The sequence below is a fragment of the Aeromonas sp. R4-2 genome (genome assembly GCF_040908295.1).
Classification (GTDB): domain Bacteria; phylum Pseudomonadota; class Gammaproteobacteria; order Enterobacterales; family Aeromonadaceae; genus Aeromonas; species Aeromonas veronii.
On record NZ_JBFODL010000007.1, the window covers coordinates 223645 to 236652 of the forward strand.

At 59.0% G+C, this 13008-nt stretch carries 12 protein-coding genes and 1 riboswitch; of the genes, 4 read left to right on the forward strand and 8 right to left on the reverse strand.

What is annotated here, in order from left to right:
• Positions 1-19: 19 nt before the first annotated feature.
• On the reverse strand, positions 20-673 hold the full coding sequence (gene ribB / locus AB5Y99_RS03925) for a 3,4-dihydroxy-2-butanone-4-phosphate synthase (RefSeq protein WP_005334344.1): 654 nt from the start codon (positions 671-673) through the stop codon (positions 20-22).
• A 104-nt stretch (positions 674-777) separates the two neighbouring features.
• Positions 778-934: riboswitch (FMN riboswitch) on the reverse strand.
• 259 nt (positions 935-1193) lie between these two features.
• Here ribB and purU point away from each other — a divergent pair.
• Complete coding sequence (purU, locus tag AB5Y99_RS03930; RefSeq protein ID WP_005361738.1) at positions 1194-2030, forward strand: formyltetrahydrofolate deformylase; 837 nt, start codon at positions 1194-1196, stop codon at positions 2028-2030.
• Positions 2031-2109: 79 nt separating this feature from the next.
• On the opposite strand, the gene AB5Y99_RS03935 is transcribed toward purU, so the two are convergent.
• Together AB5Y99_RS03935 and cls are read right to left on the reverse strand one after the other, a co-directional pair.
• Complete coding sequence (locus AB5Y99_RS03935; protein WP_236280901.1) at positions 2110-3372, reverse strand: DUF945 family protein; 1263 nt, start codon at positions 3370-3372, stop codon at positions 2110-2112.
• 107 nt (positions 3373-3479) lie between these two features.
• Positions 3480-4961 carry a cardiolipin synthase gene (gene cls, locus AB5Y99_RS03940; RefSeq protein WP_005334350.1) on the reverse strand — a complete coding sequence of 494 codons (1482 nt, stop codon included), beginning with the start codon at positions 4959-4961 and terminating at the stop codon, positions 3480-3482.
• Between the two features lie 97 nt (positions 4962-5058).
• Here cls and AB5Y99_RS03945 point away from each other — a divergent pair, with 97 nt between their 5' ends.
• Positions 5059-5601, forward strand: coding sequence for a DUF1439 domain-containing protein (locus AB5Y99_RS03945; protein WP_167572999.1), 543 nt, complete (start codon positions 5059-5061; stop codon positions 5599-5601).
• A gap of 5 nt (positions 5602-5606) precedes the next feature.
• Here the strand turns inward: AB5Y99_RS03945 and AB5Y99_RS03950 are convergent, their stop codons facing one another.
• Positions 5607-6047: a GNAT family N-acetyltransferase gene (locus AB5Y99_RS03950; protein WP_167573042.1), complete on the reverse strand. Its 441-nt coding sequence runs from the start codon at positions 6045-6047 to the stop codon at positions 5607-5609.
• Between the two features lie 340 nt (positions 6048-6387).
• Between AB5Y99_RS03950 and AB5Y99_RS03955 the strand changes: the two genes are divergently transcribed.
• A complete protein-coding gene (locus AB5Y99_RS03955; RefSeq protein WP_162518287.1) occupies positions 6388-7125 on the forward strand; it encodes a lytic transglycosylase domain-containing protein in 738 nt (245 codons plus the stop codon).
• Between the two features lie 93 nt (positions 7126-7218).
• Here AB5Y99_RS03955 and aqpZ read toward each other — a convergent pair whose 3' ends face one another.
• Positions 7219-7908 (reverse strand): aquaporin Z, encoded by a 690-nt coding sequence (gene aqpZ / locus AB5Y99_RS03960; protein WP_005361747.1) that lies wholly within the window; start codon positions 7906-7908, stop codon positions 7219-7221.
• A 270-nt stretch (positions 7909-8178) separates the two neighbouring features.
• Positions 8179-8391 (reverse strand): DUF1653 domain-containing protein, encoded by a 213-nt coding sequence (locus tag AB5Y99_RS03965; RefSeq protein WP_005334366.1) that lies wholly within the window; start codon positions 8389-8391, stop codon positions 8179-8181.
• Between the two features lie 381 nt (positions 8392-8772).
• On the opposite strand from AB5Y99_RS03965, the gene AB5Y99_RS03970 reads away from it, so the two are divergent.
• Positions 8773-9987, forward strand: coding sequence for a pyridoxal phosphate-dependent aminotransferase (locus AB5Y99_RS03970; protein ID WP_368208750.1), 1215 nt, complete (start codon positions 8773-8775; stop codon positions 9985-9987).
• A gap of 63 nt (positions 9988-10050) precedes the next feature.
• Here AB5Y99_RS03970 and AB5Y99_RS03975 read toward each other — a convergent pair whose 3' ends face one another.
• Positions 10051-11526, reverse strand: a complete 1476-nt coding sequence (locus AB5Y99_RS03975) for a YfcC family protein (RefSeq protein WP_368208752.1) — start codon at positions 11524-11526, stop codon at positions 10051-10053.
• Between the two features lie 162 nt (positions 11527-11688).
• Entirely contained in the window at positions 11689-12882 is a 1194-nt protein-coding gene (gene fabV / locus AB5Y99_RS03980; protein ID WP_304520705.1) for an enoyl-ACP reductase FabV, read from the reverse strand.
• Positions 12883-13008: the final 126 nt, after the last annotated feature.

The window sequence follows — 13008 nt, forward strand, 5'->3', positions numbered from 1 at the left end:
TTACAATTTCGTATGAGGCTCAGGCTGTACGTTCTGACAACAATTGACGATATTGCACCAGATCCTCGATGGTCAGCACCGGCATCTGGTGCTTGCGACCGAACGCAACCAGGTCTGGCAGACGCGCCATCGAGCCATCTTCTTTGGTCAATTCACACAACACACCAAACGGTTTGAGACCAGCCAGTTGCATCAGATCGACCGTCGCTTCGGTATGACCCCGGCGGGTAAGCACCCCACCGGTTCGCGCACGCAACGGGAAAACATGACCCGGGCGGTGCAGATCACCCGGTTTGGCGCCGTCTGCGATGGCTGCACGGATGGTGGTGATGCGATCAGCCGCCGAGACACCGGTCGTGACCCCCTGCGCCGCTTCGATGGTCACGGTAAAGGCGGTCTGGTAGTGGCTGGAGTTGGCCTCCACCATCATCGGCAGTTCGAGCTGGCGAACCCGCTCGTCGGGCAGGCAGAGGCAGACGATGCCGGAGCACTCGCGGATCATCAGCGCCATCTGTTCATTGGTCATGGATTCGGCGGCGAAAATGAGGTCGCCCTCGTTCTCCCGATCTTCATCGTCGGCCACCAGCACGCCGCCTCCGGCACGCAAGGCAGACAGCGCCGCTTCGACACGGGCAACGGGATCACCGAATTCACTGAGTAGAGACTGATTCATGGTAAAACTCCTAAACAAGACAAGGACCAGAATCAGGGCATGGAAAGGCAGACAGAGACGGGCATGCAGCGGCCAGCCCACAAGGGCCAACACGGCAAGGTCTGTCTTATCCTCTTTCATCCGGACTATGACCGTCGGCTCCGGCATCTCACCGGATCTGCTGACCCCAACCCGGCAATCAGCCAAGTCGGGCGCTCGCGGGCTCCCCGAGTCAATCGGGATACCGCCGGTGGGGAATTGCACCCCGCCCTGAGAATAAGCGCAGACAGCCTAAAGAAAAACGGTTGCAGATACCAGCCAAAATCCCCCGCAGGCTGAAAAGCGTTTCAACATTGCGCCCGGAATCCCGCTCTGCGGCCTGCTCGCCAGCGCGAGAGGCTATGACTGGCGAATTTCTTTATGGCGCGGATCGGTTTATGGCATAGTTCCCGAAACCAAAAAACAGGGCCCGAAAAGAGAGCCTGAACAACGCTGCCGGCGCAGACAGCAGCGCCAACACCACAAACGGAAAATGACAGAGATGGAAAAGAAAATACTGCTCACGGATTGCCCTGATGCCAAAGGGCTCATCGCCAAGATCACCAACATCTGCTACAAGCACCAGCTCAACATCATCAAGAACGATGAGTTTGTGGATCACGAGAATGGCCGCTTCTTTATGCGTACCGAGCTGGAGGGGCGCTTCAACGACGAGACTCTGCTGGCCGACCTCGATGATGCCCTGCCCACCGGCGCCCAGCGCCGTCTGGTCAAGGCGGGCAAGAAGCGCATCGTCATCCTGGTGACCAAGGAGACCCATTGCCTCGGCGATATTCTGATGAAGAACTACGCGGGCGCGCTGGATATGGATATCGTTGCGGTGATCGGCAACTACGATACCCTGGCCGAGCTCACCGGCAAGTTCGATATCCCGTTCCACACCGTCAGTCACGAGGATCTGAGCCGGACCGAACATGAAGAGCAGGTACGCGCCATCATCGACAGCTATGAGCCTGACTATGTGATCCTGGCCAAGTACATGCGGGTGCTTACCCCGAGCTTCGTCGAGGCCTATCCGCGCAAGATCCTCAACATCCACCACTCCTTCCTGCCCGCCTTCATCGGTGCCCGCCCCTACCGACAGGCGTTTGATCGCGGCGTCAAGCTGATCGGTGCCACCGCCCACTTCGTGACCGACGACCTGGATGAAGGCCCCATTGTCGAACAGGACGTGATCCACGTCGGTCACGCCTTCAGTGCGGACGACATGGCCAAGGCGGGTCGGGATGTGGAGAAATCGGTGCTGAGCCGCGCGCTGGAGCTGGTACTGAACGAGCGGGTGTTCGTCTACGGCAACAAGACGGTGGTCTTCAAGTAATCCGCCCACATGGCTCGTATACAAACGCCAGAAACAACAACGGCTCCCGCGGGAGCCGTTGTTGTTTTTGCGCCAAATATCAGAGCGGCAGATCGTTTACCGTCACCGCGCCCTTCTCCAGCTTCAGCTCGGAGGTCAGCGCTTGCTTGTCGGCCTTCAGATAACCCATCAGGGTCAGCTGATCGAGCATGGGGGCCAGTTGCGGCACCGCCTTGCCCAACTTGTCGCTGAGGCTGGCATGCAGCACGCCGGAGAGGGCCTGCATCCCCGCGTCGCTGTTGAACAGCTGCTCCAGCGAGGTGGAGGCCAGCTTCACGTCCCCCTTCATGGCCACCGCCTCACCGTTGAGCTTGGCGCTGAGATCGGCCAGCTCCAGGGTCGCACCACGTTTGAGCATCTTGTCCAGCGCCTGCTGGATGGCGGCATCTTCAACTCCCTTGCCACCGGCGGCCTGCAGCCCCTGATACCCTTCCAGATCCAGACCGTTGAGGTTGAGCGCCAACTTGCTGTCGGTCACCGCCAGGGTGTCGGTCTCGTTCTCCAGATCCAGCTTGGCAATTTTCATCTGATAGCTGCTGGAGAGGGTCTGGGCATCATCACCGGTCAGCTGAGTCTCAGTGGTCATCCCCTGCAGGGCGACCTTGACGCTGTCAGGCAGTTGCACCGTGAGGGCCGAGAGGGTCATCTCGCTCTGGGGCGAGAGGAGCACACCGCTGATCTCGGCAATGTCGGCACTCCCTTTCAGATCGGCCAGCACCAAGTCCATCTTGCTCTGCTCTTCATGAACCGTCATCCCCTGCCAGGTCATGGTGAGGTGACCATTCCCCTCCAGATTGCCGTGGAACTCGCCGCTCAGGGGCAGGAAGCTGAACTCGTCCAGCCCCTGTTTGATCTTGAATTCATTGGCCCAGAAACGGCTGCTGTTACCCTGGGTCCAGAGACTGGTGACCGACTCCAGACCGAGTTCCCACTGCTCCATGCCCAGTGCGGTGAAAACCGGCGCCAGAGTGCCATTATGGGTATCGAGCAGGAAGTGGCTCTTGATGTAGAGCGGCAGGATCTGGCTCTTGACCACCAGTTGCAGCTCGATGGGCTGACTACCCTCCAGCTCGCTGTCGATGGCAGCCAGCTCCTCCGGCGTCACCACGACCTTCAGGATCCCGTCACGGGTGAAGAGGTTGCTGCTGCCCGGCAGCCACTGCATGTCGAGCCCGCTCTCTTTCTCCACCTTGGCGATCTGCTCCGCCATGATGTTGTCGAAGCTGTTGCCCGTGTACCAGCACGCAGCCAGACCACCACCTACCAGTGCCGCACCCACGGCGAGGGCCACTATCTTTTTCATATATCCATGTGTCTCCAGGGAGTTGTCACTGCACTCTACGGGGCGGACTCGGGGCTAGGCAAGTCCAATCAGATGGCGAGTCCACTTTCTTGCGGCTCGCCACAACATCACAGCAAGGGGCTAAAGAGATAGAAGATGTTCTCCATCGCCTTCTTGTACCAGGGGCGGGCCTGCCATTGGGCCAGGGTCATCGGGGTGGCTTCTGCCATATAGCCCTGTACCAGCCGGGTCATCTGGGCCACGAACGAGGGGTTATCCACCAACAGGGTCACCTCGAAGTTGAGCCAGAGGCTGCGCCGATCCAGATTGACCGTCCCCACCAGCGCGAAGTCATCATCCACCAGCACGCTCTTGGTATGGAGCAGACCGGCATCGTAGCGGTAGATCTCCACCCCGGCCGCCAGCAGCTCCTCCATAAAGGCGTTGCAGGCGTAATTGGCCATGATGGAGTCGTTGCGTGCCGGCAACACCAGTTGCACCTGCACCCCGCGCGCCGCCGCCGAGCTGAGTGCGGCCGCCAGCGGATCGTCGGGTACAAAGTAAGGGGTCGTCAGCACCAGATGGCTGCGCGCCTGATAGATGGCCAGCAGCAGGCTCTGCTGGATGCAGTCGCCGCCGACGAATGGGCCGGACGGGATCAGCTGGGCGCGGTAGTTGGTCTGGGGCCAGGCCTCCGGCTCATGCTGCAGACTGTCGAGCAGCCGCTCGCCAGTCTCCATCTCCCAGTCCCAGACGAAGATCGACCACATCAGCGGCACCATGGGCCCCTGCACCCGGATCATGATGTCGACCCACTGGCCAACCCCGGCATCCTGTTTGAAGAAACGGGGATCCACCATGTTCATGGAGCCGGTGTAGCCCACCCTGTCATCGATCACCACCAGCTTGCGGTGCATCCGCAGATCCTGACGCTGGAACAGAATGCGCCAGGCGCCGACCGGCAGCACCTCCACCAGCTTGACCCCCGCCTTGCGCAGCTTTTTGGGCCAGTGGGAGCGGAAGAACTGCTTGCTGCCCACCGAATCAAGCAGCAAGCGACAATCCACGCCGCGTTGCGCCACTTCAATCAGCGCCTCGCACACCTCGTCGGCATCGCCGCCCGGATGCCAGATGTAGAACTCCAGATAGCAGGAGAGCGTCGAGCGACGGATATCCTGGGCAATCTCGCGCAAGATCCAGTCCGGCCTGTTGAGCAAGGTCATGCGGTTGCCGGAGAGCATCGGCATGGCGAGCCGTCCCTGGATCAGATCGTGCAGCGGTTGCGCCTTGGCGCCCACTTCGCAGCAGTGCTGCGGGAACAGACGGGCCAGCTGACGGATCCAGATGGCATAAGGGCGATACATGGCCTGGGCGCGCTCGGCACGACGGCGCCCCAGTTTTATTTCACCAAACAGCACATAGAAGCCCACCCCGGCAAACGGAATGGCATAGATCAGCGCCAGCCAGGCCAGCGACACCCCGATGGGGCGGCGTTTCATCACCACCCGAAACGACACACCGGTGACAATCACGGTATGAAAAAGCAGTAGCAGCCAACCCAGAAAACGGGAAAACAGCAGTTGAAGATCGTGTTCCAGACCGTTAAACAACGGGGACTCCTTCTAATCGACAAACAGCGCGGTGGGCAGACCCCAACCGGCCGGGATGGTATGCTGTAAGGCAAATCCATTCTATCAGGTCGCACGCATGATCCTGCAATCTATGCTGCTCAGCCTGGCCATGCTAGGCCAAGGCTCATATGACATCAATGAGCAACAGATAAACCAGTACCTGCAATCTCAGGTGCAAGTCGACAAACAGCTGGAGCTGCCGGGCATCATCAAGGCCCATGTGACGCTTGAGCAGAGCGATGTCCAGATCGGTCGCCAACGCCCCGATACCGCCCGGGTCTATGGCAAGGGCAAGCTCAAAATCGCCCTGCCAGACAATACCGAATATGACGCCCGCCTGCAGATGACCTATGAGGCGAGACCCCGCTATGACAAGAGCCAGAGCGCGCTGTTTCTCGATAACATGAAGCTGGTGGCGTACAAGCTGGAGCCGGAGGCGGCCGAGAAGAAGTTCGGGCTGATGCTCAACATGCTGCTGCAGAGCATGGAGAAGCGGCTCGAGACCAAACCGGTCTACAAACTCAATGACAAGGATCCGGATCAGGCTTGGCTGAAGGAGAATCTGCTGGGGCTGGAGCTGTCACCGGGCAAGATCCACCTGCTGACCAAACCCCGCTAAACCGCTCAATTCAGGAGGGGCTGGGGGGTATCCCGTACCAGCAGCTCCACCTGATAACCCTGCTGCTGCTGCCGCTCGTAAAGGGAGAAAAGCGACCCGCTCAATTGATTGAGGGGCATATCGGCAAACCCGGCTTTGAGATAGAAAGGCTTCTCGAAGGGCAGCGCCTGACAGACCACAGGTTTGTCCAACAGACCGTGACAGGCGTGCTGCAGCAGCCGTGACCCCAATCCCAGCGACTGGTAGTGGGGCAACAGGCGAAAGCCGCACAGATGGTAAAACTCCTCCTCGTCCCGCAACCGTACCGCCCCCACCAGCCAGTGAGCATCACGCACGACAAAGATCCGCTCGGCCAGATCCGGCACATAGTGGGAAAACGTCGTCTCGTAATAGTCCCTGATAAGGGAGAGGTCGGCGTCGCAGTACTCTTCGAAAGTGAGTTCCATCGCCAGCTTGCTTGTCACAGACAAATCCTTTGATAATCAGTTATTAGTGCCAGATACGGTGCGCTAATCCGACCACATGACGCCAGCACGATAGCATGCCTTTCGTCAACAAAAAAGCGGGCGTCATGGGCAGCTTGCTTACCGGGTAGAAGAGGCCATGACCCACCGCCTGACTGCCAAAACCGTGCTTTATGATGACAATCCTTTATTGCGGCGGATACTTTGATCCCGGTCACCGAATCGGATCATTTGCCCCCTGTTGGCCGCTTGTTCTGCCCTCGTCATGATGCTTTACTCAACATGGTCATCACAAGAAGGAGTATCAGGGTTGAAAGCATGGATGCTGGCAGGCCATATGTTGTTGATCCCCCTGAGCGGATGGAGCCAGACTCCCCCTCCCGCGGAGGTGATCTTCCTGACCGCAGCTCCCTCCCCCTTGCGTCCGAGCAAAGATGCCACTCCCGCCTCACAACCCGACACAGCTCAAACAGCGGCAGTCGCCACCAACGGCAAGAAGCAGATCCAGGTCTATAAATCGGTGCAACAAAACGGGGTGGTTCGCTACTCCGATATGGCACCCGAAGAGGGCCATTACGAGCTGCTGCTGTTCAACGACTGCTTCGCCTGCGACCCCAAATCCAGCGTCAACTGGCAGACCACAGGGCTGTTTCTCTATGACTATGCCAGCACTATCAAGGCGGCCGCCAAAACCTATCAGGTTGAGCCGGCGCTGATCCGGGCGCTGATCCATGCGGAATCCGCTTTCAATCCGCTGGCGGTCTCCCGCAAGGGGGCGATGGGGCTGACCCAGCTGATGCCCGCCACAGCGCGGGAGTTGGGGGTCGGCAATGCCTTGCTGGCGGAGCAGAATATCTTCGGCGGGGTGAAATACCTGGCGGGACTGCTCAAGCAGTATGATGGCAACGTGGCGCTGGCGACTGCGGCCTACAACGCCGGCGCGGGCGCCGTACAAAAACATGGCGGTATCCCGCCCTATGCGGAAACCCGTGCCTATGTGGAGCGCGTCCAGCTCCTCCACCTGCGCTACAAAGAGATGCTGCAGGCCAAAGGGCTCTGAGGTTAGCCTCGGTTAATGCTCTTTTCTCGCCCCCTCCAGAAACAAAAAACACGCCCGCAGGCGTGTCGATACCACACTTTGTTTCGCAAATGATTACTTCTGCTCAGTCGCCACCAGGCGATAAGCCAGCGCACCCAGAATGGCACCGACAATCGGGGCAACCCAGAACAGCCACAGCTGGCTGATAGCCCAGTCACCGACAAACAGCGCAACACCGGTACTGCGGGCCGGGTTGACCGAGGTATTGGTCACCGGAATGCTGACGAGGTGGATCAGGGTCAGGCACAGACCGATGGCGATCGGCGCGAAACCGGCAGGCGCACGGCTATCGGTGGCGCCCATGATGACGAACAGGAAGAAACCGGTCATCACCACTTCACACACCAGTGCGGCAGTCAGACTGTAACCACCCGGAGAGTGCTCACCGTAGCCGTTGGAAGCAAAACCGGCAGAGAGATCAAACCCGGCCTGACCGCTGGCAATTACGTAAAGCACGGCAGCAGCGGCAATGCCACCCAACACTTGCGCCACGATATAAGGCAGTACACCGGATGCCGGAAAACGACCTCCCGCCCACAGACCGACGGTCACGGCCGGATTGAGGTGGCAACCGGAGATATGACCGATGGCAAACGCCATGGTCAGCACGGTCAGACCGAAAGCCAGCGAGACCCCCAGCAGACCAATCCCGACGTGAGGGAAGGCTGCAGCCAGCACGGCACTGCCGCACCCGCCCAATACCAGCCAGAAAGTGCCCATAAACTCAGCAGCAACAGGTTTCACATTATTTCTCCCATTTGAGATAACACCGAACAAGACCCGAGAAGGGCCCATGCTTGAACAAGCGCAGCATTATGGGAGTGTGAGTCCAGATTGCGAACCCTGCAGGCGGGGCTCACTCAATGTGACATTCGTCACAATTAGTTGATTAGATAAGGGATTTATCATTAAGACAGCTGGCTGCACATCTCATACCCAAGGGCGTCATGCGACAACTTGTGACACCGTTTAGCTCGAGTGCTCATCCCTTGAACGATATAAACGGAGGCGTGGTCAGTCTCCTGCAGGGGCAAAACGGCTGACAACCTGCCCCTGATGCTCAATCCACTCCATAAACATGGCGACGGGTCGGGCATAGACCTGACCATCCTGCTCGGATTGATAAATTACCAGCTGCTCCTGGGTTTCGGTATGCAGAGCCAGGGCAAGCACTTGATAGTAACCCCCCTTGAAGTGGCGATAGCGACCTGGAACGGGTGCTTGCATGGGAAAACCTCGCAGAAGTGAACACCGATGAGCGAACCACATAAAGATGACACCATGAGTGCCATTCAACTCATCGAAAAGGGGGACGAAGACGATTTTTTACACAAGCCAATCGTGCCACAGGATCCGGATATTGCAACACAGTCAGGCAGCTTTGTTAATTCGTTCCCCATGTTTCACTAGTTAACCTTGGTTAGCACCAAAGATCGTGCTGAATTTAACGTTCTAGCAACCCTGTTTTAGGGCTAAAAATCAGGGAATTCTTCTAAAAAGAGGATTGTTCTAGCATTCAATTCTGTGAAGAATAGGGGAAAAGAAATTTGATACTAAAAATCGCCTTTTTCGCCAACGCGTCCCTGTGGGGAAGGAATCACACTCACCATGTTCACAATCGACAAGTCGCACAAGCTCGACGATGTCTGCTATGACATCCGCGGCCCGGTGCATAAAGAGGCTCGCCGTCTCGAAGACGAAGGCCACCGCATTCTCAAGCTCAACATCGGCAACCCGGCCCCGTTCGGCTTTGATGCGCCGGAAGAGATCATCAAGGATGTCATCCTCAACATGCCGCTGAGCCAGGGCTACTGCGACTCCAAGGGGCTCTTCTCTGCCCGCAAGGCAGTGATGCAGTACTACCAGCAAAAAGGGATGCGCAAGGTCGATATCGATGACATCTATATCGGCAATGGCGCCAGCGAGCTGATCGTGATGGCGATGCAGGCGTTGCTCAACAATGGCGACGAGATGCTGGTACCCTCCCCCGACTACCCGCTCTGGACCGCCGCCGTCACTCTCTCCGGTGGCCATGCGGTGCACTATCGCTGCGACGAAGAGGCTGACTGGTATCCGGATCTCGACGACATCCGCGCCCGCATCACCCCGCGCACCCGCGGCCTGGTGCTGATCAACCCCAACAATCCGACCGGTGCCGTTTACGGCAGCGAGTTCCTGCTGGAGGTGATCGAGATCGCCCGCCAGCACAACCTCATCATTTTCGCCGACGAGATCTACGACAAGATCCTCTACGACGATATCTCCCACACCAGCGTCTGCACCCTGTGCGACGATGTGATGGTGGTGACCTTCAACGGCCTCTCCAAGGCCTACCGCGCCTGCGGCTTCCGTCAGGGCTGGATGGTCATCACCGGCCCCAAAGGCCGTGCTCGCGGTTACATTGAAGGGCTGGAGATGCTGGCCTCCATGCGACTGTGCGCCAACGTGCCGATGCAGCACGCCATCCAGACTGCACTTGGCGGCTACCAGAGCATCAACGAGCTGATCCTGCCGGGCGGCCGCCTGCGCAAGCAGCGGGACAAGGCGTGGGAGCTTTTGAACGAGATCCCCGGGGTCTCCTGCGTCAAACCCAAGGGGGCGCTCTACATGTTCCCGCGCCTCGACCCCAAGGTGTATGACATACGCGACGATCAGAAGATGGTGTTCGACCTGCTGCAACAGGAAAAGCTGCTGCTGGTACAGGGCACCGGCTTCAACTGGCCGGCGCCGGATCACTTCCGGCTGGTGTTCCTGCCCCGCGAAGAGGAGCTGGAAGATGCCATCGGCCGCCTCGCCCGCTTCCTCAAGGGCTACAAGCAGTAAGCAAAGCTCATGAAAAAGGCTCCCGCGGGAGCCTTTTTGTTATCTGTGGTTTTATCCGTGCCATCAGCCGTGCAGCAGGGCACCGGCCACCAGCACCGCCATGGTGATGAGAGCCACCCCGATGATAAAGGGCAGCACCCAGCGCACGAAGCGATCGTAGGGGATCTTGGCCAGCGCCAGACCGGCCACCAGATGGGCGGCGGTGGGGGCAAACAGGTTGATCCAACCGGAGGCGGACTGATAGGCAGTGATCACCAGATCCCGCGAAATACCGGAGAAGTCCGCCAACGGCCCCATCAGCGGCATGGATACAGTCGCCAGCCCCGAGGTGGAGGGGATGAAGAAGCTCAGGATGATGTGCACCAGATAGGCCATCAGGATGAAGACCGACGAGGAGAGTCCGGTCACCAGCCCTTCGGCCCAGTGCAAAATGGTGTCGATGATGACGCCCTGCTCCATCACCACATAGATGCCGCGCGCCACCGCCACCACCAGCGCCACCCCGATAAGATCCCGAGCGCCGCTCAGGAAGGTGGCCACATAGTTAGATTCCGGCATCCGGTTGATCAGCGCAATCAGGATGGAGGCACTGAAGAACAGGGTAGAGAGCTCGTCAAACCACCAACCAAAGGTGGGCAGCACGTCGATCCCCAAGTCCGACCAGGGCACCACCGCATAGATCATCAGCAGGAAGGTGCCGAAGAAGACCAGCATGGTGAGCTTCTGCTTGCCGGTGAAGGCGAGGTTGCCGTTCTTCATCTGGGAGAACTCGTCGTCATAGGTGATGTCGGCCAGCACTGAGCGGGATTTGTCCTGTTGCACCTGCTTGGCGTAGCGCATCACGAACCAGGAGGCGAAGATCACCAGCAGCAGCCACTGGATGACCCTAAGGCCAATCCCCTCACCGATGGGGATACCGGCAAAACCGGAGGCAATGCCGGTGGCAAACGGGTTGACGGTGGAGGCGAGCACCCCAACCCCGGAGCCAAGCAGGATAATCCCCGCCGCAACCATGCGATCGAAGCCCGCCGCCATCATGACCGGCACGATCAGCGCCCAGAAGGCCACCGTCTCCTCTGCCATGCCGAAGGTGGAGCCGCCGAGGGCAAACAGGGCGATCAACACAGGAATTAGCAGCCGCTCACGCCCGGCAAAGCCACGCACAATGGCCCCTACCCCGGCATCAAGCGCACCGCTCTGCATGGTCACCGCCAGAAAACCGCCGATGATGAGCACGAACAGCGCCACGTCGGCCGCCTTGTGAAAACCCTGGATGGGCGCCTTGAGAACCTCGAATACCCCTTGCGGGTGGGCGGGGAGTGCGGTGTAACTGCCGGGCACCGGCAACAGCCGCTCGTCGCCGCTGTAATCGGCCACGGCCGCTGCCGCCACCGGCTGCTGGGTCTTGGCGGTGACATAGTCATATTTGCCCGCTGGCAGCACCCAGGTGAGGGCGGCCATCAGGGCGATGATGATAAAAAGCAGGGTATAAACAGTGGGGAGTTGGCGCTTCTTGGGCGCCTCGTTTGGAGTGGTCATAGCTTCCGTACCTCGGCAATGCCGTTTGTGATCCGATCAGCGCAAGACTAGCGGGTTTGATATGGGAAAAAGGTGATCGCTGATAATAAAATTCCGCAAACTAGCGGAATGTTTGCCAAAAAAACAGGGCCCCGCGGGGCCCCGTTTTCACTTGAGTCAGACTCAGAGCTCGACCACGTCAAATTTCACGTCCGGATTTACATCCGCATCGTAATCGACCTCGTCCAGACCAAAACCGAACAGGCGCAGGAACTCCTGCTTGTAGCCGGTGTAGTCAGTCAGGTCGGAGAGGTTTTCGCTGGTGATGGATGGCCACAGGTCGCGGCAGGTCTGCTGCACATCTTCGCGCAGTTCCCAGTCATCCATGCGGATGCGAGCCTGCTCGTCCAGCGCCATGTCGGACGCGTAGAGACGGGTGCGCATCATGCGATCCACCTGCTCCATGCAGCCCTCGTGAATGCCCTTCTCCTTCATGATCTTGAAGGCCATGGAGATATAGAGCGGCATCACCGGAATGGCGGAAGAGGCCTGGGTCACCACGGATTTGAGCACGGCCACGTGAGCGGTGCCGCCTTTGGCAGCCAGATCGCCACGGATGGCGGCAGCGGCGCGGTCCAGATCTTCCTTGGCGCGGCCCAGAGTACCGTGCCAGTAGATTGGCCAAGTCAGATCGGTACCGATGTAGGAGTAAGCCACGGACTTGGCGCCGTCAGCCAGCACGCCTGCATCACGCAGGGCTGCCATCCACAGCTCCCAATCCTGACCGCCCATCACTGTGATGGTGTTCTGGATCTCTTCCTCGTTCGCCGGCTCGACGGTGGCGGTGATGATCTGGTCCTTGTTGGTATCGATGGCGGTGGTGGTATAGACCTCACCGATCGGTTTGAGGGCAGAGCGCACCACTTCGCCGGTTTCCGGCATCTTGCGTACCGGAGAGGCCAGGGAGTAGACCACCAGATCAATCTGACCCAGATCCTGCTTGATAAGCTCAATCACCTTGGCGCGGCACTCGTTGGAGAAGGCATCGCCGTTGACGCTCTTGGCGTAGAGGCCCGCCTCTTTGGCTGCCTTGTCGAAGGCGGCAGAGTTGTACCAGCCAGCGGTACCGGTCTTGGACTCGGTGCCCGCTTTTTCAAAGAAGACGCCGAGGGTGGCGGCGCCGCTACCGAAGGCAGCCGCAATCCGGGAGGCCAAGCCATAACCGGTGGAAGCGCCGATCACCAGCACCTTCTTGGGACCATTCTCGATGGTGCCCTTGGCCTTGGTATAAGCGATCTGGCGACGAACATTGGCTTCACAACCGACCGGATGAGTGGTGGTGCAGATAAAGCCGCGAACCTTGGGTTTGATGATCATATGGGGTCTCGGATCCGTTTAATGGATGAAATCGGGGCATAAGATACCTCATCTTGCCGCGATAAGGTGCTCTGATGTGTTGAACTGCGGCAAAAATGGCCATTCAGGGTGACGGCTGCCGTCAAA

Coding starts and splice junctions, on each gene's coding strand:
- ribB (WP_005334344.1), bottom strand. CDS start 673: ATGAATCAGTCTCTACTCAGTGAATTCGGTGATCCCGTTGCCCGTGTC.
- AB5Y99_RS03945 (WP_167572999.1), top strand. CDS start 5,059: ATGATCCTGCAATCTATGCTGCTCAGCCTGGCCATGCTAGGCCAAGGC.
- fabV (WP_304520705.1), bottom strand. CDS start 12,882: ATGATCATCAAACCCAAGGTTCGCGGCTTTATCTGCACCACCACTCAT.
- AB5Y99_RS03975 (WP_368208752.1), bottom strand. CDS start 11,526: ATGACCACTCCAAACGAGGCGCCCAAGAAGCGCCAACTCCCCACTGTT.
- AB5Y99_RS03955 (WP_162518287.1), top strand. CDS start 6,388: ATGCTGGCAGGCCATATGTTGTTGATCCCCCTGAGCGGATGGAGCCAG.
- AB5Y99_RS03970 (WP_368208750.1), top strand. CDS start 8,773: ATGTTCACAATCGACAAGTCGCACAAGCTCGACGATGTCTGCTATGAC.
- AB5Y99_RS03950 (WP_167573042.1), bottom strand. CDS start 6,047: ATGGAACTCACTTTCGAAGAGTACTGCGACGCCGACCTCTCCCTTATC.
- AB5Y99_RS03935 (WP_236280901.1), bottom strand. CDS start 3,372: ATGAAAAAGATAGTGGCCCTCGCCGTGGGTGCGGCACTGGTAGGTGGT.
- purU (WP_005361738.1), top strand. CDS start 1,194: ATGGAAAAGAAAATACTGCTCACGGATTGCCCTGATGCCAAAGGGCTC.
- AB5Y99_RS03965 (WP_005334366.1), bottom strand. CDS start 8,391: ATGCAAGCACCCGTTCCAGGTCGCTATCGCCACTTCAAGGGGGGTTAC.